This window comes from Nocardia camponoti (assembly GCF_014646135.1).
In the GTDB taxonomy this organism is placed as follows: domain Bacteria; phylum Actinomycetota; class Actinomycetes; order Mycobacteriales; family Mycobacteriaceae; genus Nocardia; species Nocardia camponoti.
The window spans coordinates 1-23,959 of sequence record NZ_BMMW01000008.1 but is presented as its reverse complement, the minus strand read 5'-3'; the positions used below and the strand labels follow the sequence as shown (position 1 = coordinate 23,959).

Here is a 23,959-nt window from a genome sequence, read left to right as displayed (position 1 = left end):
TTTCGCGCGCACGCGACCAACGACGAGCTTGGGCGCGGCGATACACTGCGGCGAAACGAGAACCGGGCGAAAACAGGAGGAACCGTGGGTCGCGCGGTCGGGCTGTTCGCCGGAATCGGCGGCCTCGAACTCGGCCTGGGCGAACACGGTTGGTCGACTGAACTGCTCTGCGAAATCGATCCGGGTGCCCAGGGCGTACTGCGCGCGCGTTTCCCGGGCGTCGACCTCCATGCCGACATCACCCGTTTGCGCTCACTGCCCGCTGGCACGGAACTCGTCGCGGCTGGCTTTCCCTGTCAGGACCTCTCGCAGGCAGGACGTACCGCGGGCATAACAGGACGAAGATCCGGACTGGTAGACGAGGTTTTCCGCCTCGTCCGCCGACAGCGCGGCCCACGCTGGCTACTGATCGAAAACGTCCCATTCATGCTTCAACTTGGCCAGGGCGCGGCCATGCGGCACATCACGTCGGCACTTGAGGACCTCGGTTATCTTTGGGCTTATCGCGTCGTCGACGGTCGCGCGTTCGGCCTCCCCCAGCGTCGCCAGCGCGTGCTGATGCTCGCTTCTCGCACCGACGACCCGCGGCATGTCCTCTTCAGCGACGATGCCGGGCCGCGCGAATACGGCGACCCCGACCGCGACCCATGCGGCTTTTACTGGACCGAAGGCGTGCGCGGACTTGGTTGGGCGGTGAACGCGGTCCCGACGCTGAAGGGCGGTTCCGGCCTCGGCATCGCGAGCCCACCCGCTGTTCGGCTGCCCGCTGGCGAACTCGTGACACCCGGCATCACCGACGCCGAACGCCTGCAAGGATTCGCCGCCGACTGGACCGCACCCGCGACGAACGCGGCAGGCGTGCGCGGTGGGCATCGCTGGAAATTGGTTGGCAACGCGGTGAGCGTGCGCATGGCGAGCTGGCTCGGCGAACAACTAGCTAGCCCGGGCGAAGCACTGACGCTGGGCGAACCGCTGAGCCCGGGTTCGCCGTGGCCACGCGCGGCATGGGGGCACGCGGGCACTGTCTACCGCGTTGACGTTTCGACTTGGCCCGTGCGTGAACCGTACGAGGACCTCAAAAACTTTCTCACCGACGCGCGACTGCTATCGCCACGCGCGACGGCGGGTTTTCTGCGCCGCACCGACATGGGCACGCTGCGCTTTCCGCCAGGATTTCTCGATGACGTGCGCGCGCACCTCGACCGAATGGGCGGCTGGCCAGCTACCAGCTAGCGCTTGTCGTTAATTCGAACCGGGACCGGCTCCGGGCGGGCCGAAGCGCGCATCGCGGCGACCGAGGCCATGACAGTGCCGAGCACCATCGCCAGTCCGGTGAGCGTGATCGCGTAGTTCATTCGGCACCTCCACTAATTGGTTCTGGCAAGCCCATCCTGCCTGTCGAACCTGACAGCAACCTGAACGTTCAGCACCGCGGCAGCACAATGGACAACGTGGCAGCAAACGGACGGGCCGCTCGCGTGTTAGCGCCAGTGATCGCTTGCGCTGTCGTCGGCGCGGGTTTTTGCTACTCGGCGTGGGTGCTTGAGTTCGTTTTGCCTGTCAACACCGACCCGGTAAACACGTTTTTGAGCGAGCTCGACGCTGAAGGAAAACCGTATCGCGACGTGTTCGCTAGCGCTGACAAACTCACCGGATTGCTGCTGATCCCTGCCGCGTTATGCGGCCTTTTGGTGTTTCCGCGAAGGCGGTTCACGACCGTCGGCTGGGTGGCGCTGATGGCCTTCGGTGCCGCGACGATCGCCGACGCGATGCTGCCGTTGCACGATTGCGATCCGGCCGTTGAGAACTGTTCGACAAGCGAACTTTTTCCGCAGCTGCATCAGCCGCACGCGTTCACGAGTTCGCTCGCGGTCACGTCGATCGCCGTCGCGGCGTTCGCGTTCAGCGTCGCGGCCTTCCGCTATCACCGGTGGCGAATTCTTCGCGAATTCGGCGTTGTCGTGCTGGTAGTCGGGTTGTCGGCGACCATCTGGATGCTGATCGCCGACAACCTGACCGGAAACTACGCGCTCGGCATCGCCCAGCGCATCCAGGTCGGCGCGATGTCGGCCTGGTTGGTGACCCTCGGTGTCGCGGTGCTGATCGAGGGTCGGAAGCAAACTACTTGACCGTCACCTTCACCGTGTAAGTCTCGGTCTTGGCTGGCAGCTTCGACGTGTCGACGCGCAGCACCTCGCCCGTGTCCTGGGTGCCGTCGGGCAGCACCTTCGGCTTCAGTGCGAACGGCGGCAGCTCACCTTTGCTGCCTGCCAGGCCGAAATCGCTGTCGTTCGCGATGTAGATGGTCTTGCCGCCGTCCGGGCTGGAAATGCCCTCGATCTTGTCGTGGCCGAAGAACTTGCCTTCGGCGTCGAGGCTAACGACGAGCGCGTTGATGTCGAGGTTGCTCTTCTTCGCGACCGGCGTGATGCCGACCTTGCTCAACGCGGCGACCGCGTCGTTCGTCGAAACGCCACCGACCAGGGTTTCGATCGCCTTGCCGTCGATCAGCACGCCGCCCTTCTCGGCGTCGTAAACGCCGACCTTGCTCTGCGGGCCGATATCAGTCGCGCCGGAGATGTCGATGGTCCACAGCTTCTTGTCTGCCTTGGGCGCGAGGTTGCCGTCGCGCTCGTCGACGAGGAAGGTGGTCGCGCTCAGCGCCGTGATCTCGGAAACGGCGACCTTGTTCTGCTTCGGATCCTGCAACGGGTACAGGAATTCCTTGATGTCCTTCGACTTCAAGTCGACGGTCACGATTCGCGCGAGCGGCACATCCTTGGCCGAACCGACGAGGCCCGGGGTGTTGAGCGCGGACTGGACGACGCCGACCAGCGTGGAACCGTCGGGCGTGATCGTCAGCCCTTCCATGCCCTGGTTGGGCGTGCGCAGCGCGATTTCCTTCGGCAGACCGTTGCCGGGCGACAGTCGCTCGATCTCGGTGCCCTTGGCGTCGAAGTGAACGATGAACGGGCCGTACTCGTCTGACACCCAGAACGTGCCGTCGGCGAGCGCGACGATGCCTTCGGGGTCGATGCCGTGATCGGTCGCGGGCAGCACGTTGCCCTGCAGGTCCTTGATGGTTTCGCCGGTGCTCGCCGACGTGTCGACCTGGCCGTTGAACGGCACGCCCGCCTTGTTCTTGAGTTCGATGCTCGACTGCAGCACCGCCTGGTTGTCGACCAACTTGAAGCGGCCGATCTTGGGAACGAAAGACGGGGTGGGCGAAAGCTTTTCGTTCTTGCCAGGGCCGTCGACGTTCGGACCACGGTCGGTGAGTCCGTAGAACTCGTCGGTGGTGCCGGGCACTGCCGTCCACGATGAACCGAAGCCGCTGCCCTGCACGGTCGTGCCAGCGAACTCGCCGAGCGCGGGGACGTTGGTTGTGTAGAGGCGAACCGCGTCGGTTGTGGTCACCTTGAACTCGTCGGTGCCCGTGTAACCGGCGGCCGGGGTGTAGACGTAGGCGCCGTCGGCGCGCTTGGTGACGGTGCCGTGGCCCGGCTGGGCGCTCACGCCGACGACAGCGCTCTTGCCCGACTTGCTGGTGAGGTCATTGAGCGAAAGGACGAGCGGCTTGTCCTTCGTCGCGGTGAAACCGTCGGTTGCGCTGGTTGAGCAGCCCGCGACAGCGGCCGCGGCGCACAACGCGGCGGTCAGCGGGAGGAGACGTAGAGCTGGTCGAGTCATGGGAGCATGCGTACTCCGGTCACTCGACGGGCAGCCAACGCGGAAATGAATTGTGCCCGGCTTACGCGTGCCCCATCGTGACAGGTATGAGTGCTAAACGGGTCAACATTTCGTCGGCGTCGGATTTCGAGGATGTGGTCGGGTATTCGCGTGCGGTTCGCGTTGGGTCTTCGGTATTTGTGAGCGGGACGACGGCTTCGGTTGTCGGCGGCGGTGCGGTTGGTGGTGACGACATCGGCGCGCAGACGCGAGAAGTGTTGTCGCGTATCGGGATTGCTCTCACGCAGGCCGGGGCTTCTTGTGCTGACGTTGTTCGCACGCGAATCTTCGTTACCGATATTTCGCGGTGGCCCGAGGTCGCTGCCGCACACGCTGAAGTTTTCGGATCGGTGCGGCCAGCGGCGACGATGGTTGAGGTTTCGGCGCTAATCGCACCGGAACTGTTGGTCGAGATCGAGGCCGACGCGGTCATCACTGAGTAGGCTCAGCCGTGTGACCAGCCCTTTGCTCGACCAAGTCGCCGCATCGACCGCTCGCTTTGACGCCGCCGTCGGGGGGCTCACCGATGAGCAACTTCGCGAGCCGTCGCGGCTGCCTGGCTGGACGCGCGGACACGTCGTCGCACACATGGCGCGCAACGCCGATAGCCTGCTCAACCTGCTGTTATGGGCGCGCACGGGTATCGAGATCCCGCAGTACGCGAGTCTGGAAGCACGCGACGCAGACATTGAGACCGGGGCCGACCGAAGCCTAGCCGTGCAGTACGCGGACTTCACGGCATCGGCACACCGCTGGGCTGCGGTCGCTTCGACAATGCCCGACGACGCATGGACTGGACCCGTCCGCAATCGGCAGGGCGGAACATTGCCCGCGAGCGACATCCCGTGGATGCGCTTGCGCGAGACCGAGATTCACCTGCTTGACCTCGACGTGGGCTTCACGCCGGCTGCCTGGTCCGCCGACTTTGTCGCGCGCCTGCTCCCGGAAGCGGTAGCGGACCTGTCGGCGAAACTCGACGGCTCTTCGGTCGAAACCTTCGACTTGCAGTCGACCGACAGCGATTTCATCGCGACAATCGGCCCAGGTCGCCCGACCCACACGGTGATGGGCCCGTCGGCGTCCTTGGCGGCATGGCTAATCGGCCGCTCACCGGGCGACGACTTGGCAGGCCCGTTACCGGAACTGCCCGCGTGGAAGTAGCTCACACCCTCTTCACGAAATTCGGGCGGACTTCCATGTCCGGGTCGTCGTAATAGCGGTGGAAGGTGGGGGTCAAGCCTGACGAGATTGGCGGGTTGATCCACGTCCAGTCTGTTGGGCATTTGCGGCCCGCCGCTTCCTCGCGTGCCACGTGGTCGCAGAACTGTTTTGCCACCGTGTGGTGGTCGACCATGTGTACGCCTTCGGTGCGGAAGCTGTGGAGAACCGCGTGGTTGAGTTCGATTAGGGCCTTGTCGCGCCACAGTGTGCGCACCGATGACGTGTCCAAACCCATCATGTCGGCGATCAACGGGAGCATGTTGTAGCGGTCGGTATCGCTTAGATTGCGCGCGCCAATTTCAGTGCCCACATACCATCCGTTAAATGGCGCGAACGGGTACGTAATTCCGCCCACTTCCAAATCCATATTTGAAACCGCCGGCAGCGCATGCCATTTCAAGCCAAGTTCAGCGAACCACGGAAAGTCCGGGTGGCTTAGCGGCACTTCCTGCACCAATTCTTTTGGCACATCAAAATATTGCGCCTCTTCATCAGGCGTCTCAATGACGACTGGTAGCACGTCGTATGGTGTGCCAGCACCTTCCCAGCCCAGCTTGACCGCGTGCTCAGTCGCATCGATATTGGCCGGATCACCGGTGACCGTGCCATCCCCGTTGCGATAACCGGCGTATCGAATCAACTGACTACTCATAATTTGGAATCGCGACCCGTCGACGCCCTGTTGCGGGCCGACGGTAATCATCGACTGAATCGCGCCACCATTGGTCGCGAGTCGAAGGTGTTGCCAACACACGTCCGCGAGTTCGGCAGCCGTCGTCACTCGACGCGCATCGAGCAATTTCAGCGCGCGCCAATGCTTTCGGCCAACGCAGCGTGCGTGGTTGCGCCACGCCAGCTTCGCGCCGAGCAGGATCTCCTCAGCGGTCTGGCGATACGTGCCTTCCTCCGACAGTTGACGAAGGGCGCTCGTCCTTCGCTGGGCGGGGATGTGGGCGAGTTCTGGGCTGCGAAAGAACTCGTCACATTCGCGCAGACGACGCTCGATGTCGAGCTTGGGATCGAGCAAAGCTCTTGTCACACTTGGTACTTCATCTTGCTTTACGTGGTTCACGTACGACTCCGTTGGGCAACGCGATGCAGTGCGATCCAGCCTATGCCCGCGTGCTGACGGTGTGCCAGGAATCGCATGATTGCGTTCCCAGCCCGACGTAAACGACCCATGACAAGGTCAACGCGCTACCGTTGATCCATTGGTTGACAGCGACACTTAAGGCGGCTGACGTGGGTAAAGGCAATTTCGGCCGGGACGTGATTGGGATGAGCGCGGCAGTGCTCGCCCTGCACGTAATTGGCTGGGGAACGCTGCTCTTCTTTGTCGTTCCTGAACGAAATATCGTGCAAGGAACTGTTTTTGGTGTTGGTCTCGGCCTTACCGCCTACCTGCTCGGTATGCGGCACGCCTTCGACGCCGACCATATCGCCGCTATCGACAACACAACGCGCAAGCTCGTCGCGGGTACCGAACGCAAACCGGCGCGCACCGTCGGATTCTGGTTCGCGCTTGGGCATTCCAGCGTGGTATTTCTTCTTGTCGCGTTGATCGCGTTTGGCGTCCGTGCTGTCGCGACCAATATCGAAGACGAGAATTCCGCACTCCAAACATGGACAGGTCTATGGGGAACCGGCGTGTCCGGCACCTTCCTGATCGTGATCGGCTTGCTGAATCTCGCATCGCTGATTGCCATTTGGCGCGTTTTCCAGCAAATGAAGCGCGGCGACTTCGATGAAGAACAGCTTGAACGCGAATTGGATCGGCGCGGCCTACTCAACCGCATCCTTAGCCCCGTTGTCCGACTGGTGCGTCGACCTGGACACATGTACCCGGTCGGGTTCCTTTTCGGTCTTGGTTTCGACACCGTCACCGAGGTCGGCCTGCTCGTGATCGCGGGCGGTGCCGCCGCGACGAACCTGCCCTGGTACTCAATCCTCGTGCTGCCCGTGCTGTTCGCGGCTGGCATGACGCTTTTCGACTCGCTCGACGGCGCGTTCATGAGTCGCGCGTACCTCTGGGCGTTCGCTCGACCGGTGCGGAAGGTGTATTACAACCTCGTGATCACCGGCCTCTCGGTGCTGGTCGCGCTCATGATCGGAGTGCAGGAAGTGATCTCGATCGTGCACGAGCAGCTCAAGGTCGAGTCGGGCCCTGTCGCGTGGATCGGCGGCCTTGACCTGGGCGATCTCGGCTTCATCATGGTCGGCGTTTTCATCGCGACCTGGGCTGTGGCGCTTGGTTTCTGGCGCTTCGGCGACGTCGAGCGACGCTGGAACGCGAAACTCGCGAAGAGTTAGCTGAATTCGCGCGAACCCCTTGCCCTCGTGGCCAAGATCGTGGATCATCGAACGCGTCGATAGCTGTGAAGTATCACCGGCTTCGGCGTTGCTCGCCCCCGTTCCTGTCTTGAAACCACGCTGGCGCAAGGGGTTTGAACTATGGCCACTGCCGTTGACTTCGCTGCTCGACTCATCAAGCCATCCGCGATTCGTGCCGCGGGTCACAGTGCTGTCCTCGCCTACGTCTCGCCGAGCAGGCCGGGAGCTAACTTTGGCGCGAAGCCCATCACCCGCGCCTACGCCGACGAACTGCGGGCAACCGGGCTGGAAATCGTCTCTATCTGGCAATTTGGCAAGCCGGGCGATGCGACACCGTCGGACTTCACAACGGGTTTCGACGGCGGTCGGCGGATGGCCGAGCAGGCACTCGCAACGCACCTCAGTCTCGGCGCTCCGCGTCGCGCGCCGATCTTCTTCGCGATCGACCAAGACATCACGTTGGCCGAGTGGAACAGCACCGCGGTCGAGTTCTTTCGCGGCGTCAACGCCGTACTCGGGGTGGAATGGACGGGGATATACGCCCATTCGCGAGCGTGCGCGTGGGCCATTCAGGACGGCGTCATCGGGTCGCGCGGCGGGTTCAGCTGGGCATGGCAGACACGTGCGTGGTCAGGTAGTGAACGTGAAGCGCGAGCTGTGCTGTATCAGCGAATCATTGATACGCCAACCAACCCGGGTCCCTTGATCGACGGCACCTCGGTCGACGTGAATGACATCCTCGCACCGGATTACGGGCAGTGGACCCTCGATCGTCCCGCGATCAGCGCGCCGCCTTTTGAGCAGCTGGATCTGCTTGGCGGGTCCTACGATTCGCGCGACGGGGCTCGCATCACCAACTTCATCCTGCATACGCAGGAGGGCAACGGCACCGCGCAGTCGCTAGCCGCGTACCTCAACAATCCGAACAACGGCGTCTCCTACCACTACACGCTGCGCGATTCCGTACTCGCGCGGGTGGTCGACGAACAGTTCGCGTCGTGGTCGGTGCTGTCGGCGAACGCGTTCACCGTCAATCTCTGCTTCGCGGGAAGTCGAGTCGCGTGGTCGCGTGCGCAGTGGTTGGCCATTGACGCCGATCTGCGTATCGCCGCGTTCATCGCGGTGCGCAGCGCACGCCAGCATGGGTTTTCGACCGAGGTCATCGCGCCGCCGTACCACGTGGCAGAAGGCATCACCGACCATCACTACATCACCCAAGCGCTGGGAATTGGCAGTCACACCGATGTTGGGTCGAACTTTCCGTGGGACGTTTTCGCCAGCTATGTCGCTGAATACGCAGGGAGCGTGGGTCCGGTGCCGAACGCGATTGACGACCGAGCAGCCGCGACGCCGTGGCTTGGCGCTCGACGCACGAACGGCGAACTTCCGACTGCCGACGGGGTTGGTCGGTTTGCCGAGTTCGACAACGGGTTTGTCTACTGGCATCCGACAACGGGTCCGCATGCGGTGCCAACGTCGATCATGGAGAAGTACGCGGAATTGCGGTGGGAGCGTGGGCCGCTCGGTTATCCCACGGAGGAACGCATCGAGGTCAACGACGTTCCCGCACCGAAACCCGGAGTGAGCCAAGCATTTCAGGGCGGCACGATCTATCGGCGAGCTGGCCGTCCCGGGTACTGGGTCCACGGCGCGATTGGCGACCGTTGGCGCGCTGCGGGTGGCGTCAGCGGCGAACTCGGCTGGCCCACGTCCGACGAGCGTCCACTTGAGGACGGGGCCTACCAAGAATTCGAGTTCGGGCGCGTCTACTGGGCCCCCGGACAGGTTGTCGCGCTTCGTAATTCGGGCGAACCTGATACGCCACTGTCGGAGACGGCCTAGGTGAATTGCGCGGCGGAATCCGTCGCGAAAGTCAGGAAGCGGTTGTTTTCGTGCGGGTCGCCCACGGTCACGCGCACGCCGTGGCCGGCGAACGGTCGCACGAGCACGCCAGCGGCGGCACTCGCTTCGGCGAAGGCGGTTGCCTTGTCGCCAAGTGGCAGCCAGAGGAAGTTGGCTTCGCTCGCCGCGACCGGATAACCGGCATCGATGAGGGCTTCGGCGATCTGATCACGTTGGGCCACAAGCACATTGGTGCGCTCAAGGAGCTCGCCGCGTGCCTCAAGCGAAGCGATCGCGGCCGCCTGCGCAACGCGGTTCACGCTGAACGGGATGTGCACCTTCATGAGCGCCGCGATCACGTCGGGTGCGCCGACGGCGTAGCCAACCCGCAGGCCCGCCAGGCCGTACGCCTTCGAGAAGGTGCGCAGGACCACCACATTGGGCCGGGAGCGGCCGATCTCGACGCCATTGGGCACCGTGTCAGGGGTGAGACGCATGTACTCGTAGTAGGCCTCGTCGAGGACAACGAGCACGTGCTCGGGCACGCGATCGAGGAACCGTTCGAGTTCGGCTGTGCCGTGGGCGGTGCCGGTGGGGTTGTTCGGGTTGCAAACGAAGATCAGCTTGGTGCGCTCGGTGATGGCGTCGGCCATCGCGTCGAGGTCGTGGAGGTGGTCGGGCGTGAGCGGCACGGTCACCGACGTCGCGTTGCCGACCTGTGTGACGATCGGGTACGCCTCGAACGAGCGCCAGGCGAACAGCACCTCGTCGGTTGGGGCATCGCAGGTGATCTGCACGAGTTCCTGACACAACGCGACGCTGCCGCAGCCGACCGCGACGTTTTCGACGCCAACGTCCAGGAAGTCGGCGAGTGCCGTGCGCAATTCGGTGACCTGATTGTCGGGGTACCGGTTCGACAGTTCGGCCGATTCGGCGATCGCCTTCGTTGCTGCGGGTAGCGGCCCAAACGTGGTTTCGTTGGAAGCTAGCTTCACCGCGTCGGGGTGGTTGCGGCCGGGAACGTATGCCGGGATTGTCGCGAGATCGGGCCGAATGTGCGCAGTCACGCTTTCACCCTACTCAGGCCCTACCCAACCGCACTTTCCGCGCCTACGCTGGGTATATGCCGGGACAACTCCCAGCCCATTACCGAGCGTCCGCTCGGCTCAGGTCAGCGCAGACCTCCGCCGCTGGCGCGGTGCTTGATGTGGTCCGCACCGAAGTCCCGATCACCGTCATCGAACCCGAACGCGTCGCGCGCGGTGGCATCGTGATGTTGCACGAATCGCGCGAGTTCTCGCCGCAGGTGCTCGCCCTGATGAGCGCGTTGGCCGACGAGGGCTGGATCGTCGTCGCACCGCACCTGTTCGCCCGAATCGTCGACGAGAACGTGCACGAGGTGTTCGGTGCCGAACTGTTCGACGACTTCGACGCGGGTTTCGACTGGCTCGTCGAGCGCGGGGTGTTCGCCGACACCATCGGGGTGCTTGGGTTCGACACCGCGGGCACGGCCGCGTTCCTTGTCGCGACGGACCGGCCGGTTGGCGCTGCGGTGAGCGTCGCGCCGGTTGGCATCATCGAGCCGTTGGCCGCCCAGGAACGCGCGCTGGTCGACATCGCCGCCAACTTGCGCGCCCCCTGGCTTGGTCTTTTCGGTGCCGACGACACCGATCCAGCGGCCGTCGACCGCCTACGCGACGCCACCGCGGCAGCCGACGTGGCCAGTCTCACAGTCGTTTATGAAGGCCTTGGACACCGCCCAGATCGCGACGGAAGTCGGTCAGAAGCCGATTTACGCGACGAGTTGGCGGCACGCCACCGCGTCTACGATTGGTTCGACGCCAATTTACGGTAGTTGACCAGGCGTTTTGGAGACGTGGGTGTGCTCGTGTAATCTTCATTCCCGGCGGTTCGAGAAGAACCGGTGCCCTCGAAAGAGAAGGCTCCAGGAGGCGTGCCAGAGCGGCCGAATGGGACTCACTGCTAATGAGTTGTCCCTTCACGGGGACCGGAGGTTCAAATCCTCTCGCCTCCGCCACACCCAGTTCGCTGGGTAACAACTAAATATGCAGGACACATGCGCCCGTAGCTCAACGGATAGAGCACTTGACTACGGATCAAGAGGTTAGGGGTTCGAATCCCTTCGGGCGCACAAAGAATTCGCCCCCACCAGCTTTGGTGGGGGCGAACTTCGTTTTGGTAGAGGCCACCTCGCGACAACCGGAACTCGCCAGCGAAAAGCACCCCGCACCCAGATCAGCCGAACCAACGTGAGGGCAGCAGCACGGAAGTTCCGGGTAACTCCCCAACCACAGCAAAGGCAACCAGATACACAACCGCTGGCCGCCAACGCAAAGGTCCCCGCAGCTAGATCTGGCCTAAGTCGCGGAGAGGCGGGTGAGCTGCGGGTAACTCCCCAACCACAGCAAAGGCGACCAGCCAACACATCCGCCGGTCGCCAACGCTTACGCCTCCCCGCTCCTAGATCTGGCCTGAGACTCGGGGAGGCGGAACAGCCCTGCGGAGACGGAGGGATTTGAACCCCCGATGGTTTTACCCATGCTCGCTTTCAAGGCGAGTGCATTCGGCCGCTCTGCCACGTCTCCTTCATCGCGATGGTAACTGATTCGGCGACATACCCCCCAACCTGAGGCTGTCTCCGTGGTTTAGCGGCCAGGATGGGCAGCGTGTACGCAATCGAATTGGACGGGTTCGGCGGACCCGATGTGATGCGGTGGACCGAAGCTCCTGACCCGGAAGTTAAGCCCGGTGAAGTGCTGATTGAGGTCATCGCGGCGGGGGTGAATCGGGCCGACATCATGCAGCGGGAGGGGAAGTATCCGCCGCCCGCGGGTGCGTCGAACATTCTCGGGCTTGAGTGCTCGGGGCGGATCGTCCAGCTCGGCGACGGCGTCACTGACTGGAAGGTCGGCGATCCGGTGTGCGCGCTGCTTTCCGGTGGCGGTTACGCGCAGCGGGTCGCCGTTCCGGCCACGCAGGTGTTGCCGATTCCGCCCGACGTTGACCCGGTCGCGGCGGCTGGGCTGCCCGAGGTCGCAGCGACAGTGTGGTCGAACATTGTGATGACCGCCGGGCTCAAGAAGGGCCAGCTCCTGCTCGCGCATGGCGGCGGCGGCGGCATCGGGACGATGGCCATTCAGGTGGGTAAACAGCTCGGCGCGCGGGTCGCGGTGACCGCTGGTTCGGACGAGAAGCTCGCGCATTGCCGCAGGCTCGGGGCCGACATCGGGATTAACTACAAGACCGAGGACTTCGTCGCGGTGGTCGCTGGCGAGGGCGGCGCGAACGTGATTCTCGACAACATGGGCGCGGCCTACCTCACCCGCAACGTTGAAGCGCTCGCGCCGCACGGCAATCTGGTGATCATCGGCATGCAGGGCGGAGCGACGGGCGAGTTGAATATCGCTGCGCTGCTTGGCAAATGGGGTTCGGTGACCGCGACGAACCTGCGCAACCGACCAACCACGGGCCCGTACAGCAAGGCCGAAGTGATCGCGTCGGTGCGCGAACACATGTGGCCCGCTGTCGCGGCTGGCGACATCATCCCGGTGATTTCGGCCGAGGTGCCGATCACTGAAGCTGGGCGCGGGCAGGAACTGTTGAGCTCGCCCGACACCTTCGGCAAAGTGGTCTTGACCGTCCCCGAGTAACCGAGTACCTCAGTGCAACGTGGCGAGCGCTCGGCCGAGCTGGTCGATTTCGTAGCGGGTGGTGTAGGGCGCGAGGCCGATCGTGACCGCGCCACCCTCGTCGTTCACGCCGAGCGCGTCGAGCAGTCGACTGCCACCGTGCACGCCGCTGACCGTGCCAATGCGGGCGTCAGCCAAGCGCGCCGCAACCTTCTCGGCCTGCATCCCCGCGACGGTGAAACTCACGGTCGGAATGCGGGTTGACGCGCGACCGATCACGGTGAGCCCATCGATCTTCTCAAGCACCTGCATCAGGTGGTCGAAGAGTTGGTCGTGGTAGTCCTGCAACGACGTGATCGACAGTTCAAGCCGTTCGCGACGGGTGCCACGGGCGCGGTCGTCGAGTTTGGCGAGGAAGTTGATCGACTCGGTGAGCCCGGCGAGCAGCGCGTATTGATGCCCACCGACTTCAAGTCGTTCAGCCCCCTTGGCATAGGGGTTAAGCGACATCGATGGGATGCGGTCCAAGAACGCGGGGTCGCGGAAAACAAGCGCGCCGACCTGCGGTCCACCCCACGACGGCGCGCTCAACGCGACAACGTCGGCATTGAGTTCGTCGATGTCGATGAGCGCGTAAGGGGCCGCACCAAAGCAGTCGGCGACGAGCAGGCCGCCAACGTCATGCACGCGATCGGCGGCGACGCGCACCGCGGGCGCGGACCCGACGATCGGCGACGCCGCCGTCAATGCGACTAGGCGCGCGGTGGGCCCGATGAGTTCTTCGAACTGCCACGACGGCATCTCGCAGGTTTCGATCTCGACCTCGGCCCACCGCACGTGCGCGCCGTACCGGTTGGCGATGCGCAACCAGGGCGCGACGTTGGCTTCATCGTCGAGACGCGACAGCACGATGCCGGTGCCAAGCCCAAGACGCGAGCTCAGCGACTCGGCTAGCCAGGCGAGCAGAACCGCGCGGTCGGGCCCGAGCACAACGCCAGCCGGGTCGCCGCCGACCAGGTCAGCGACGGCTTCGCGGGCGGCGTCGAGGATCGCGCTGCTGCGCTTGGCCGCGCCGTAACGGCCGGTGTGGGCGAAAGAGGAGGTGCGAAAACCTGTGGAGACGGCCCGAGATACCGAATCGGGAACCAGCATCCCGGCCTGCGGGTCCAGATGGATCCAGCCGTCGCCAAGGGACGGTATAAGGCCCCGGACCCTCGCGACGTCATAAGTCATGGAGGCCACTTTAAGGGCAGCGAGCGCCGTGGGGTAACCGCGTCGGCCATGATGGGTCTATGACACATTCCGAGGACGCACCCGAAGACATCGAAGTGATCACCCCGTCCGAAGACACTGTCGCAGCACCGAACGACGCGGCCGAGTCGCTCGCCGACATGGTCGAGCAGCCAGCCAAGGTCATGCGCATCGGCACGATGATTAAACAGCTGCTTGAAGAAGTGCGTGCCGCTCCCCTTGACGACGCGAGCCGCACTCGGTTGATGCAGATTCACAAGTCGTCGGTGCACGAGCTTGAGCAGGGTCTCGCGCCGGAATTGCGCGATGAACTCGAACGTCTCACCCTGCCGTTCACCGAGGATTCCGTGCCGTCTGATGCCGAGCTTCGCATCGCTCAGGCCCAGCTCGTCGGCTGGTTGGAAGGGCTTTTCCACGGTATCCAGACCGCGTTGTTCGCCCAGCAGATGGCCGCGCGAGCACAGCTTGAGCAAATGCGTCAAGGAGCCCTGCCACCTGGCCTGCACTCGGGCGACGCCAAGGGTGTTAACCAGCACGTCGGTGGCGGCCAATATCTGTAGACGGGTCCATAACCGCAACCGACCGCCTGTCAGACCAACCCTGTAATGTTCGGCAGCGTGCCCGCAGCTGCCGCTCGTCCCGATTCGGTCTCCGATCAGGCTGACGCGCGTATTGAAGAGAGCCCCGTGCATTCCGTAACTCCCGAACCCCACACGCCGGACCCGATCGTTTCGGATTCCCAGACGTTCAAGCGCGCGTTCGCAGACATGCGCGCAGGGTTCGGACAGCGTGAGCTTTGGCTATCGCTCGGTTGGCAAGACATCAAACAGCGCTACCGCCGCTCGGTGCTCGGCCCGTTCTGGATCACCATCGCCACCGCGTTGCAAGCGCTCGCGATGGGCCTGCTGTATTCGACGTTGCTCAATCAACCGCTGCGCGAATACCTGCCCTATGTGACGATCGGTTTGATCGTGTGGGGCGTGATCAGCGCTTCGATCCTTGAGGGTGCCGACGTGTTCATCGCGAACGAGGGGCTGATCAAACAGCTCCCGTCCGCGCTAAGTGTGCACGTATATCGCCTGGTCTGGCGGCAATTCCTCTTCTTCATCCACAACGCGGCCATCTACGTGCTGTTGATCGTTGTGTTCGCGGTGTGGCGCGACCTCGGCTGGTCGTTGTTACTCGCGATTCCGGCCATCCTGTTGCTGTTCGCGAACGCGATGTGGGTGTCGATCGTGTTCGGCATTTTCGCCACTCGCTACCGCGATATCGCGCCGATCCTCGGTTCGATGACGCTGATGTTGTTCGTGCTCACGCCGGTCATGTGGTCAACGAAGGCGCTGCAAGACGCGGGCGGCCAGCTGTCGGACCGCGCGAAGCTGGTCGAGATCGTTCCCACCTACCACTACCTGGAAATCGTGCGCGCGCCCCTGCTCGGCGACCCCGTTCACTGGCGCAGTTGGGCCGTCGTTGGCGTCATCACCGTCGTCGGCTGGGTGGTTGCGGTGTTCGCGCTCAAGCAGTACCGCGCCCGTGTTCCGTACTGGGTTTAGGAGCTTGCCCCGATGAGTCGTGTGAGTATCGAAACCCAGCAAGCGTGGGTCGAGTTCCCCATTTTCGACGCCAAATCACGGTCGTTGAAGAAGGCGTTCCTCGGCAAAGCTGGCGGCGCGATCGGGCGCAACGGCTCCGACGTTGTCGTTGTTGAAGCACTGCGCGACATCACGCTTTCGCTCAAGGAAGGCGACCGCGTCGGCCTTGTCGGCCACAACGGCGCTGGCAAGTCGACGCTGCTTCGGCTGCTGTCGGGCATCTACGAACCGTCACGCGGCAGCGCGCGCATTCGCGGCCGCGTCGCACCAGTTTTCGACCTCGGCGTCGGCATGGACCCGGAAATCTCGGGCTACGAAAACATCATCATTCGCGGCCTTTTCCTCGGTCAAACCCGCAAGCAGATGCTCGCGAAAATCGACGAGATCGCCGACTTCACCGAGCTCGGCGAGTACCTTTCGATGCCGCTGCGCACCTATTCGACCGGTATGCGCGTGCGACTCGCGATGGGTGTTGTCACCTCAATCGACCCCGAAATCCTGCTGCTCGACGAGGGCATCGGGGCGGTCGACGCGGAGTTCATGAAGAAGGCGCGCACGCGACTCCAGTCGCTGGTCGCACGCTCAGGCATCCTGGTTTTCGCAAGCCATTCCAATGAGTTTCTCGCCCAACTGTGCGATACCGCGATGTGGATCGACCACGGTCAGATCCGTGAGCACGGCGGGATTGAGGACGTCGTTCGTGCGTATGAGGGCCCGGAAGCGGGAAACCATGTGGCACAGGTACTTCGAGAGCTAGAACGAGAGAGTGTATGACCGCGCTGCCCGATGATGCCGAACTACCCGCGGGGGCTGAGTTGGCCGATCTCACCACCGACACCGGGCCGTCCGCGCGCATCGTCGCGGTTGTTGTCACGCATAAGCGTCGCGAGCTGCTTGCCGAGTCGCTGAAAGTGCTTGCGGCACAGTCGCGTCCGATCGACCACCTGATCGTCGTCGACAATGCCAACGAGGACGAAGTCGCTGAACTCGTCGCGCAGCAGCCGATTGAGGCGACCTACCTTGGGTCGCGCCACAACCTTGGCGGTGCTGGTGGGTTCGCGCTCGGCATGCTGCACGCGCTTTCCCAAGGTGCCGACTGGGTGTGGTTGGCCGACGACGACGGTCGCCCCGATGGGCCGGAAGTGCTTGCGACGCTGATCGATTGCGCTCGCCGTCACAATCTCGTCGAGGTTTCGCCAGTGGTGTGCGACATCGACGAGCCCGACCGGCTCGCGTTCCCGCTGCGTCGTGGCGTCGTGTGGCGACGGCTGCGTTCCGAACTCGGCGACGAAGACTTCCTGCCCGGCATCGCTTCGCTGTTCAATGGCGCGCTGATCTCGGCGAAAGCTGTTGACCTGATTGGTGTTCCCGACCTGCGGCTATTCGTTCGCGGCGATGAGGTCGAGGTGCATCGTCGACTTGTGCGCTCGGGCCTGCCGTTCGGCACCTGCTTGCAAACGGCGTACTTGCACCCGAACGGCGCTGAGGAATTCAAGCCGATTCTCGGCGGCCGCATGCACACCCAGTACCCCGACGATCCGGTGAAGCGCTACTTCACCTACCGCAACCGCGGGTACCTGATGTCGCAACCTGGGATGCGAAAGCTGTTGCCACAGGAGTGGATTCGCTTCTCCTGGTTCTTCCTCGTCACGCGCCGCGACCCGGCGGGGCTCAAGGAGTGGTTCCGGCTTCGCTCGCTCGGCCGCAACGAGCACTTCGGCAAACCCGACTAACCCAGACAAAAAAATCGCCGCGTTCCCAGTTGGGAGCGCGGCGATTTTTGCTGTTGCTAGCTCGGGTCGATGCCGTACAGGCGCGCCCAGTTTTCGCGGCTCGTCAGTTCCGGCACCGCGGCGCGGTACTGCGCCTGCAACGCGGGCAGCTCCTTACGCAGCTTGCGCAGCGTGCGGAACGTGCGGATCAGCAGCGCGCGGGCGCGTGCCTTGTCGCGCTGACGCACGCGCACGCCCGACTGCGAAGCGTCGGTGACGACCACGTGGTCGAACAGGCCGACGTGCCACCAGTGCGCGTCTTCGCGCGTGACGCCGATCAGGCCCTTCTGCGTGCGCCCGGTCCACTGCGCGATCGCGCGCTTGATCAGCACAAGCGTGACCCGACTCGGCTCGCCGCTCGCGCGACGGATCGAGATGTCGGCGGAGTTCACCGGCGGCGTCGCGGCCGGGTGCTTGATCGTCTCGGGGTAGTCACCACGCGACGAACGGGCGGCGGCGAGGGCGTCAATGCCGCCGTCGCGCAGGATCTGCGGACCCTTCATGAAGTCCTCGATGCCCTGCAACGTGGTGTGCACGAGGCCGTACTGCATGCCGACGAGGTGCTCGGCGATGTAGCGGAAGAAGTCCTTGGTGATGGCTTTGCCGTCGAGATCAGCGTGGAGCGCGCCGACGATCAGGGAGTTGCGGGTGGAGAAGTACCGCGCCCAGTCGTCGTAGTCCTTCCAGTAGAAGTCGGCGTGCCAGACGGCAGCGTTCGGCAGCGTGACGGTGACGAAACCGTTCTCACGTGCGCGGATGCCGTATTCGACGTCGTCCCACTGGAAGAAAATCGGGACGGGCAAGCCGATCTTTTTCACGACCTCAGCCGGGATCAGGCACGTCCACCACGCGTTGTAGCCCGCGTCGACACGCCGTTCCTGGTTTTTCTTCAACATCGACGTGTTGCGCAGCGCCTTCGGCACCTTCTGGCCGTGCTTGAGTTCGTGCAGATGCACTTCCTCGGCACCGACGTTGAGGAAGTCGGGGTTAAGCAGGAACAGCATCTGCGCGCCGACAAGCGTCGGTTCGACGGTGAGATTCGCGAACGCCTGCAAGCGCAACACCGTTTCCGGTTCGCACAGGATGTCGTCGTCCATGAGGATCACGTCGGCATGTTCGTTGGTCGCCGAAACCTCGTACAGGCCACGAGTGAAGCCGCCAGCGCCGCCAAGATTCGGCTGGCGCAGGTACCGCAGCTTGTCGCCGAAAGCGGGCTTCACCTGCTGGAACAGCGGGCGGTCTTCGACCAGATCAGTGCCCTGGTCGACGACATAGACGGCGTCGATCGCGGCGAGCACGGTCTCATCGGAAGCCAGCGCGGCGACGGTGTGCGCGCAATCCTCGGCACGGTTGAACGTGCAGATCGCGATCGCGACCGGGCGCAGCTGCTCTGGCGCGGCAGCCGTCCAAGCCAGTTCGCTAATGCCCAACTCGCCGCCGACCGCGTCGAATTCAAGCCACAGCGCGCCGCCGTCGACGTACTGGTCGAGCGGCGCGGTAAGCGTGACCGGCCCGCTCGCCGTCGCGACTGCGGTCGCGATAATGCGGCGGTGACCTGCGATATCGGACGCGACGAGGCGCACGTTGGCCTTGCCGGTCACGTCGAGCAGCGCGCTCACCGTTACCTCGGTGACCGTCGTCCAGCGCTGCCAGTAGCTCGCGGCGAACCGGCCGAAGTAAGTGTTGGTGTGGGCGGTAGCGCCCTTTGGCACGCGAATGCTGTGCCGGTCCCGAACCGCGTGACCGCCCTTGACGACGGCATAAAGTTCGTCGCTCACCTTCGCTGACGGACCAGTGAAAATGCCGCGGGCAAGGACAAGGCGGGCAGGTGCAGGGTGGCCGCCGCGCAGAGCTGCGGGCGCGTCGTTGGATTCGGTTACGGCCTCAATAGCCGACTGGTCCATGGGGTCCTCGAAATTCTCGGTATCGACTGCGCCGACGCAGGCAGTCACAGAAATGGGTCGTCGCCGCGCGGGTGAGGATATCAATCGCACACCGCAGGTGCGGGCTCAGTGATGCGTAGCGGCGCCTCGCGCGTGTTGCTCGTCATTCGCTGCCGAGCCGGTGAAGACGAACTTGTCGTAAGCCCAGTAGCGGAACACAACGGCGACGATTTGCCCGATGAGCGTGCCGGAAATGTTGTCGGCGAGCGGTGACGCGAGGTCGAGCACGTAGCGAGAAAAGCCGAGGCAGCCCAGTTGCAGGCCGATCGCGACAACATTGAAAACCGCGTAAAGCACGTATTCGCGCAGCGGGTTGTCTGTCTTCTTGTGTGAGAACGTCCACCACTTATTGCCGAAGTAGGTGACCACCGTCGCGGTTGCGATCGCGATGATTTTCGCGAGCAACGGCGAGTGATAGAGCACACCTTCGGTGAAGGAAAAGCCGCCGCCCCAGAACACCAACAAGTTGTATGTACCTGCATCGACTACGAACCCAATCGCGCCGACAATCAAGAACGCCGCGCCCTGCCGCAATGCGGTTACTACTTTGGAAAACAACGAGCCACTTGCGGGCTCACCTGGTTGCGACACCGCTCGACGGTAGCGCGTCGCGTTAATCCTGTACCCTCCCGGTGACCGACTGCCCCCAAAACATCGAGGATTGACCCGGGTGGACTCCACCGAGCTTCGCATTGCCGCCGTGGTCCCCTGCCACAATGAAGAGGCAGCCGTCGCCAAGGTCGTCACCGACCTCAAGGCCGCGGTTCCTGGGATCGTCGTCTACGTCTACGACAACCGCAGCACCGACGCCACCGCCGAACGCGCGCGGGAAGCTGGCGCGATCGTGCGGTACGAAAACACCAAGGGCAAGGGCAATGTTGTGCGCCGCGCCTTCGCCGACATCGAAGCCGACATCTATCTGATGATCGACGGCGACGACACCTACGAGGCGTCGGCGGCACCGGAGATGATCGCGACGCTGCTCGACGGCCCGTACGACCACGTGCTTGGCGTGCGCAAACAGGACGAAGAAGCCAACGCGTACCGGTCCGGTCATGAGACTGGCAACAAGGTGCTCAATGGCGTTGTCGGCAAGGTTTTCGGCGAAAACGTCGAAGACATGCTCAGCGGATTCCGCGTTTTCTCGCGCCGTTTCGTCAAAAGCTTCCCCGCTGTCTCGCGCGAATTCGAGATCGAAACCGAGCTCACCGTGCACTCGCTGCACCTACGTGTCCCGCAGACCGCGGTGCCCGTCGGGTTCCGTGACCGGCCCGCTGGCAGCGAATCGAAGCTGCGGACCTACCGCGACGGCACCAAGATTCTCGCGCTGATTCTCGGGCTCGCCCGGCATGAACGGCCAGTCGCTTTCTACGGTTTGTTCGGCACTGTCGCGTGGTTGATTTCGATCATTTTGACCATTCCGATCGTCGTCGAGTTCTACAACACCCACACCGTTCCACGGTTCCCCACGCTGTTTTTCGCGTTCACGCTGATGCTGTTGGGCAGTCTCGCGTGGACGGCTGGCTGGATTCTCGATGGCATTCGGCGCTCGCGGCATGAAGCCGCTCGCCTGGTTTACCTGCGGTACTCGGCGCCGGGAGTGAACGGCACGGTTGAGGCGTCGCGGTGACGGCGGAGATTTCCACGGTTGCGGCTGAGCCTGGGGAACCTGCCGCGGCAGATCCGGTCGCTAAAGCTGGCTGGCTTGGCAAGGTGCTGAATCGTTTTGGCGCGGCTACCTGCGCGTTCGCGATCATCGCGACGGTGTTCGGCGCGATTTTCGCGGTGCTCACTCCCCCGTTTTGGGGGCACGACGAGCTGACGCAATTCGGTCGGGCATACCAGGTCGCGCATGGTGGTGTTTTCCCGCAGCGCATCGCCGACGGGCGCGGCGTCGCCTACGGTGGCGAGATTCCGGTCAGCGTCGACGCGCTCATGGATTACGCGTTCCGCGACTACAACGACAACCCCGAAGAGCCCGACGCGATGGTCGCCGACCCCGGCGCCTACGACCGGCTCGGATCGGCGTCGATCAGCTCGGCTACCAAAACAATGTGGTTCACCAACACGGCCGCATATTCGCCAGTCCCGTACGTGCCGACCGCGATTGGTATTCGCGTCGGCGAAGCGCTCGGGCTCAATGTGGGCGGGATGTACCTGCTCACGCGCCTCGCCGGGCTGGTCGCCTACGTGAGTGTGGTGAGTTTCGCGCTGTTCACGCTGCGACGCCATCGCAGTCAGTGGATCGCGTTCACCATCGCTGTCCTGCCGATCGCGCTGTTCCAGGCAGGGACGGTCACCGCTGACACGCTGACCAACGCGCTCGCGATTCTCGTCTCGGCGCTGTTAGTGAAGTCGCTGTTTATCGGCGCGCGACTGCGTCCGTACGAGACCGCCGCGTTCCTCGCGACCGCGATTTTGCTGCCGTTGAGCAAGCCGACCTACGTGCTGCTCGCGATGTTGATCGTTGCTGTGCCGCCTTCGCGCCTCGGTTTCACCGGCAAATGGCGACTCGTTCCCGCCGCGTTCGCCGCCACCGGTCTCGCACTGTTCCTCGCGTGGACCAAGATCGCCGCGCCAACCGGCGAGGGCATGGGGCTGATGCGCAAGCCCGAGCAGTGGTACCAGGTCCGACCTGGCGACCAGCTCAAGGGCGTATTGAGTCACCCGATCGACTTCATTCACACCTTCGGCGAGTCGATCGCGTTGCGCGACCACCGCTGGTTCAACCAATTCTTCGGTGAACTCGGCTTCGCCTACGTTGACGTGCCCGCGGTGTCGATGCTTGCCTGCCTGATCGCGATCGCGGTGAGTTTCGGGATCGCCGATCGATTCACGGCTGCCGCGATTAACACCAAGCGCGCCGTGATCGTGCTGCTGACGCTGCTTGCCAGCGTGGCGATGATCTACGTGACGCTGTACATGTCCTTCACCCCGGTCGGTTTCTACCTCATTGACGGCGTACAGGGCCGGTATTTCGTGCCGCTCGCGATCGTCGGGCTCGCACTCGTTGCACGGTGGGTTCCGTTGCGGCTCACCAACTCTGAAGGCGAGACCCCCCTTAAGGGCACCGCGATCGCGATCGTTAGTGCGTCGAGTATCGCGCTAATTGCCGCTGCCGCAACGTATTACACGGTGATCTGGGGATAAATCCCAGACCACCGCAGCGCGGGCGAGTTACAGCGTTTTCTCGCCCGCAGTCGCGTAAGCGAGTTCAGTTTCGGCTTTTTTGGGCCGCCACCAATCCTCATTGTCGCGATACCAGGCAATCGTGTTGGCAAGTCCCGCACGGAAATCGGCGTACTGCGGCTCCCAGCCAAGTTCCTCGCGAAGCAATGACGCATCGATGGCGTAGCGCTGATCGTGACCGGGGCGATCTGTCACGTGATCAAAATCGTCGGCAGGGCGTCCAAAAGCTTCCAAAATGAGTCGCACGACGGTGAGGTTGTCGAGTTCACCTTGCGCGCCGATGAGATAGGTCTGACCGATTCGGCCGCGTTCGAGAATGTCGAAAACAGCACGATTGTGGTCGTCGACGTGGATCCAATCACGGATCTGATGTCCCGCACCGTAGAGGCGCGGGCGGACCCCGTCGATCAGATTCGTGATTTGGCGCGGAATGAATTTCTCAACATGCTGAAACGGGCCGTAATTGTTGGAGCAGTTCGACAGCGTGGCCTTGACGCCGAACGAGCGAGTCCACGCGCGAACAAGCAGGTCAGAGCCTGCTTTCGTGGCCGAGTACGGGCTCGACGGGTTGTATGCGGTGTTTTCGGTGAACGCCGGATCTTCTTCGGTGAGATCGCCGTAAACCTCATCGGTGGAAACGTGGTGGTAGCGCACCTCGTGACGGCGCACTGCCTGGAGAAGTGAGTACGTGCCAACGATATTCGTCTGCACGAACGGCCACGGTTCGGCGAGTGAGTTGTCGTTGTGCGACTCGGCGGCGAAATGCACAACCGCGTCGACCCCGCTGACCAGATTGTCGACGAGGTCGAGATCGGCGATGTCGCCGTGCACGAAATCGATTTTGTCGGCAACGGAATCGAGTGATGCGCGGTTTCCCGCGTAGGTGAGTGCGTCGAGCACCGTCACCGAAACATCAGGCCGCGTTGCAACGGTCTGTTGGACGAAATTCGCACCAATGAACCCGGCCCCGCCGGTTACGAGCAGTCGCACCCAATCAGGATACGTGGGGCGCGAAGGTGATTGAACCGTTCACGAAACGAAACAGCCCGTTTATTAGCCGTGTGATCTCCATCACTTTACCCCTAGGGAGGTTACGACTCGGAGTCGGTTTTATTGGCAAAAGACGTGCTCAGGCTCAGGTTTCTCTCAGCCAACTAAGCCTGGGGTATGGATGGTGAACAGAATTTGAATAGAACGACACAGGGGGTTCACCGCGCGTTAGCTGCTGGGGCTTTTGATCTAGCGAGTCCCCTCCGAACGCTCCAACATCGAGGTTCTACGAAATGCTGATGAGGAAATTCGCCGCCACTTCGGCGCTGCTGATCGCTGCCATGGGCGTCACCGCCGGCACCGTGCACGCTGATGCACCCGAAGCCGCTGCCCCGATCAACTACAACGCCCAGGTCGTCGACAACTCGAAGGCCGTCATCACCACCGAC

Annotated in this window: 22 protein-coding genes and 3 tRNA genes; 16 read left to right on the top strand and 9 right to left on the bottom strand. The window is 63.3% G+C overall.

The genetic code is table 11. The features are described from left to right. Positions 1-84 precede the first annotated feature (84 nt). Positions 85-1,233 (top strand): DNA cytosine methyltransferase, encoded by a 1,149-nt coding sequence (locus IEX78_RS23560; protein ID WP_229684306.1) that lies wholly within the window; start codon positions 85-87, stop codon positions 1,231-1,233. Here the strand turns inward: IEX78_RS23560 and IEX78_RS24590 are convergent. Next, positions 1,230-1,355 carry a hypothetical protein gene (locus tag IEX78_RS24590; protein WP_268240927.1) on the bottom strand — a complete coding sequence of 42 codons (126 nt, stop codon included), beginning with the start codon at positions 1,353-1,355 and terminating at the stop codon, positions 1,230-1,232. The two genes, IEX78_RS23560 and IEX78_RS24590, sit on opposite strands and share 4 nt — an antisense overlap. An 87-nt stretch (positions 1,356-1,442) precedes the next feature. Between IEX78_RS24590 and IEX78_RS23555 the strand changes: the two genes are divergently transcribed. Continuing rightward, on the top strand, positions 1,443-2,129 hold the full coding sequence (locus IEX78_RS23555; RefSeq protein ID WP_188831264.1) for a DUF998 domain-containing protein: 687 nt from the start codon (positions 1,443-1,445) through the stop codon (positions 2,127-2,129). On the opposite strand, the gene IEX78_RS23550 is transcribed toward IEX78_RS23555, so the two are convergent. Next, on the bottom strand, positions 2,122-3,690 hold the full coding sequence (locus tag IEX78_RS23550; protein WP_188831263.1) for an esterase-like activity of phytase family protein: 1,569 nt from the start codon (positions 3,688-3,690) through the stop codon (positions 2,122-2,124). The genes IEX78_RS23555 and IEX78_RS23550 overlap by 8 nt on opposite strands. Positions 3,691-3,776: 86 nt before the next feature. On the opposite strand from IEX78_RS23550, the gene IEX78_RS23545 reads away from it, so the two are divergent. Both IEX78_RS23545 and IEX78_RS23540 read left to right on the top strand, forming a co-directional pair. Then, positions 3,777-4,172, top strand: a complete 396-nt coding sequence (locus IEX78_RS23545; protein WP_188831262.1) for a RidA family protein — start codon at positions 3,777-3,779, stop codon at positions 4,170-4,172. Positions 4,173-4,182: 10 nt separating this feature from the next. Further along, complete coding sequence (locus IEX78_RS23540; protein WP_229684304.1) at positions 4,183-4,890, top strand: maleylpyruvate isomerase family mycothiol-dependent enzyme; 708 nt, start codon at positions 4,183-4,185, stop codon at positions 4,888-4,890. 1 nt (position 4,891) lies between these two features. Here the strand turns inward: IEX78_RS23540 and IEX78_RS23535 are convergent, their stop codons facing one another. After that, positions 4,892-5,989 (bottom strand): nitric oxide synthase oxygenase, encoded by a 1,098-nt coding sequence (locus IEX78_RS23535; protein WP_229684303.1) that lies wholly within the window; start codon positions 5,987-5,989, stop codon positions 4,892-4,894. A gap of 239 nt (positions 5,990-6,228) precedes the next feature. On the opposite strand from IEX78_RS23535, the gene nicT reads away from it, so the two are divergent. Both nicT and IEX78_RS24470 read left to right on the top strand, forming a co-directional pair. Continuing rightward, a complete protein-coding gene (nicT, locus tag IEX78_RS23530) occupies positions 6,229-7,260 on the top strand; it encodes a Nickel transporter NicT (RefSeq protein ID WP_188831296.1) in 1,032 nt (343 codons plus the stop codon). A 141-nt stretch (positions 7,261-7,401) separates the two neighbouring features. Beyond that, on the top strand, positions 7,402-9,123 hold the full coding sequence (locus IEX78_RS24470) for a glycoside hydrolase domain-containing protein (protein WP_229684300.1): 1,722 nt from the start codon (positions 7,402-7,404) through the stop codon (positions 9,121-9,123). On the opposite strand, the gene hisC is transcribed toward IEX78_RS24470, so the two are convergent. Continuing rightward, the gene (hisC, locus tag IEX78_RS23515) at positions 9,120-10,190 is read right to left on the bottom strand and encodes a histidinol-phosphate transaminase (protein WP_188831260.1); all 1,071 of its coding nucleotides are present in this window, start codon (positions 10,188-10,190) and stop codon (positions 9,120-9,122) included. The two genes, IEX78_RS24470 and hisC, sit on opposite strands and share 4 nt — an antisense overlap. A 56-nt stretch (positions 10,191-10,246) precedes the next feature. On the opposite strand from hisC, the gene IEX78_RS23510 reads away from it, so the two are divergent. From IEX78_RS23510 to IEX78_RS23500, 3 genes are all read left to right on the top strand, one after another. Continuing rightward, positions 10,247-10,978 carry a dienelactone hydrolase family protein gene (locus tag IEX78_RS23510; protein WP_188831259.1) on the top strand — a complete coding sequence of 244 codons (732 nt, stop codon included), beginning with the start codon at positions 10,247-10,249 and terminating at the stop codon, positions 10,976-10,978. Positions 10,979-11,071: 93 nt separating this feature from the next. Beyond that, positions 11,072-11,161, top strand: a tRNA-Ser gene (locus IEX78_RS23505). A 41-nt stretch (positions 11,162-11,202) separates the two neighbouring features. Then, positions 11,203-11,275: transfer RNA gene (locus IEX78_RS23500), tRNA-Arg, on the top strand. Between the two features lie 369 nt (positions 11,276-11,644). Here the strand turns inward: IEX78_RS23500 and IEX78_RS23495 are convergent. Beyond that, positions 11,645-11,729: transfer RNA gene (locus tag IEX78_RS23495), tRNA-Ser, on the bottom strand. 81 nt (positions 11,730-11,810) lie between these two features. On the opposite strand from IEX78_RS23495, the gene IEX78_RS23490 reads away from it, so the two are divergent. After that, positions 11,811-12,794 carry an NAD(P)H-quinone oxidoreductase gene (locus IEX78_RS23490; RefSeq protein ID WP_188831258.1) on the top strand — a complete coding sequence of 328 codons (984 nt, stop codon included), beginning with the start codon at positions 11,811-11,813 and terminating at the stop codon, positions 12,792-12,794. A gap of 9 nt (positions 12,795-12,803) precedes the next feature. On the opposite strand, the gene IEX78_RS23485 is transcribed toward IEX78_RS23490, so the two are convergent. Then, positions 12,804-14,006 (bottom strand): cysteine desulfurase-like protein, encoded by a 1,203-nt coding sequence (locus IEX78_RS23485; protein WP_188831257.1) that lies wholly within the window; start codon positions 14,004-14,006, stop codon positions 12,804-12,806. Between the two features lie 59 nt (positions 14,007-14,065). Here IEX78_RS23485 and IEX78_RS23480 point away from each other — a divergent pair, with 59 nt between their 5' ends. The 4 genes from IEX78_RS23480 to glfT1 all read left to right on the top strand — a co-directional run bounded on the left by IEX78_RS23480 (position 14,066) and on the right by glfT1 (position 17,349). Further along, complete coding sequence (locus IEX78_RS23480; protein ID WP_188831256.1) at positions 14,066-14,584, top strand: bacterial proteasome activator family protein; 519 nt, start codon at positions 14,066-14,068, stop codon at positions 14,582-14,584. Positions 14,585-14,695: 111 nt separating this feature from the next. Continuing rightward, entirely contained in the window at positions 14,696-15,577 is an 882-nt protein-coding gene (gene wzm / locus IEX78_RS23475; RefSeq protein ID WP_373291647.1) for a galactan export ABC transporter permease subunit Wzm/RfbD, read from the top strand. A gap of 12 nt (positions 15,578-15,589) precedes the next feature. Continuing rightward, complete coding sequence (gene wzt, locus IEX78_RS23470) at positions 15,590-16,390, top strand: galactan export ABC transporter ATP-binding subunit Wzt/RfbE (RefSeq protein ID WP_188831254.1); 801 nt, start codon at positions 15,590-15,592, stop codon at positions 16,388-16,390. Then, positions 16,387-17,349, top strand: coding sequence for a galactofuranosyltransferase GlfT1 (glfT1, locus tag IEX78_RS23465; RefSeq protein WP_229684298.1), 963 nt, complete (start codon positions 16,387-16,389; stop codon positions 17,347-17,349). The genes wzt and glfT1 overlap by 4 nt, the downstream gene beginning before the upstream one ends. A gap of 56 nt (positions 17,350-17,405) precedes the next feature. On the opposite strand, the gene IEX78_RS23460 is transcribed toward glfT1, so the two are convergent. Next, positions 17,406-19,292, bottom strand: a complete 1,887-nt coding sequence (locus IEX78_RS23460) for a glycosyltransferase (protein WP_188831253.1) — start codon at positions 19,290-19,292, stop codon at positions 17,406-17,408. A gap of 105 nt (positions 19,293-19,397) precedes the next feature. Then, entirely contained in the window at positions 19,398-19,922 is a 525-nt protein-coding gene (locus IEX78_RS23455; RefSeq protein ID WP_229684296.1) for a GtrA family protein, read from the bottom strand. A gap of 79 nt (positions 19,923-20,001) precedes the next feature. On the opposite strand from IEX78_RS23455, the gene IEX78_RS23450 reads away from it, so the two are divergent. Further along, complete coding sequence (locus IEX78_RS23450; protein WP_188831252.1) at positions 20,002-20,961, top strand: glycosyltransferase; 960 nt, start codon at positions 20,002-20,004, stop codon at positions 20,959-20,961. Continuing rightward, positions 20,958-22,481: a DUF2142 domain-containing protein gene (locus IEX78_RS23445; RefSeq protein ID WP_188831251.1), complete on the top strand. Its 1,524-nt coding sequence runs from the start codon at positions 20,958-20,960 to the stop codon at positions 22,479-22,481. The genes IEX78_RS23450 and IEX78_RS23445 overlap by 4 nt, the downstream gene beginning before the upstream one ends. Before the next feature lie 27 nt (positions 22,482-22,508). Here the strand turns inward: IEX78_RS23445 and rfbB are convergent, their stop codons facing one another. Continuing rightward, complete coding sequence (rfbB, locus tag IEX78_RS23440; RefSeq protein WP_188831250.1) at positions 22,509-23,510, bottom strand: dTDP-glucose 4,6-dehydratase; 1,002 nt, start codon at positions 23,508-23,510, stop codon at positions 22,509-22,511. Positions 23,511-23,959: the final 449 nt, after the last annotated feature.

What these genes read in the sequence shown, in the direction of transcription:
- IEX78_RS23485 (WP_188831257.1), bottom strand. Translation starts at nt 14,006, where the DNA reads ATGACTTATGACGTCGCGAGGGTCCGGGGCCTTATACCGTCCCTTGGC.
- IEX78_RS23545 (WP_188831262.1), top strand. Translation starts at nt 3,777, where the DNA reads ATGAGTGCTAAACGGGTCAACATTTCGTCGGCGTCGGATTTCGAGGAT.
- IEX78_RS23550 (WP_188831263.1), bottom strand. Translation starts at nt 3,690, where the DNA reads ATGACTCGACCAGCTCTACGTCTCCTCCCGCTGACCGCCGCGTTGTGC.
- IEX78_RS23510 (WP_188831259.1), top strand. Translation starts at nt 10,247, where the DNA reads ATGCCGGGACAACTCCCAGCCCATTACCGAGCGTCCGCTCGGCTCAGG.
- IEX78_RS24590 (WP_268240927.1), bottom strand. Translation starts at nt 1,355, where the DNA reads ATGAACTACGCGATCACGCTCACCGGACTGGCGATGGTGCTCGGCACT.
- glfT1 (WP_229684298.1), top strand. Translation starts at nt 16,387, where the DNA reads ATGACCGCGCTGCCCGATGATGCCGAACTACCCGCGGGGGCTGAGTTG.
- IEX78_RS24470 (WP_229684300.1), top strand. Translation starts at nt 7,402, where the DNA reads ATGGCCACTGCCGTTGACTTCGCTGCTCGACTCATCAAGCCATCCGCG.
- IEX78_RS23555 (WP_188831264.1), top strand. Translation starts at nt 1,443, where the DNA reads ATGGACAACGTGGCAGCAAACGGACGGGCCGCTCGCGTGTTAGCGCCA.
- IEX78_RS23460 (WP_188831253.1), bottom strand. Translation starts at nt 19,292, where the DNA reads ATGGACCAGTCGGCTATTGAGGCCGTAACCGAATCCAACGACGCGCCC.
- nicT (WP_188831296.1), top strand. Translation starts at nt 6,229, where the DNA reads ATGAGCGCGGCAGTGCTCGCCCTGCACGTAATTGGCTGGGGAACGCTG.
- IEX78_RS23480 (WP_188831256.1), top strand. Translation starts at nt 14,066, where the DNA reads ATGACACATTCCGAGGACGCACCCGAAGACATCGAAGTGATCACCCCG.
- wzt (WP_188831254.1), top strand. Translation starts at nt 15,590, where the DNA reads ATGAGTCGTGTGAGTATCGAAACCCAGCAAGCGTGGGTCGAGTTCCCC.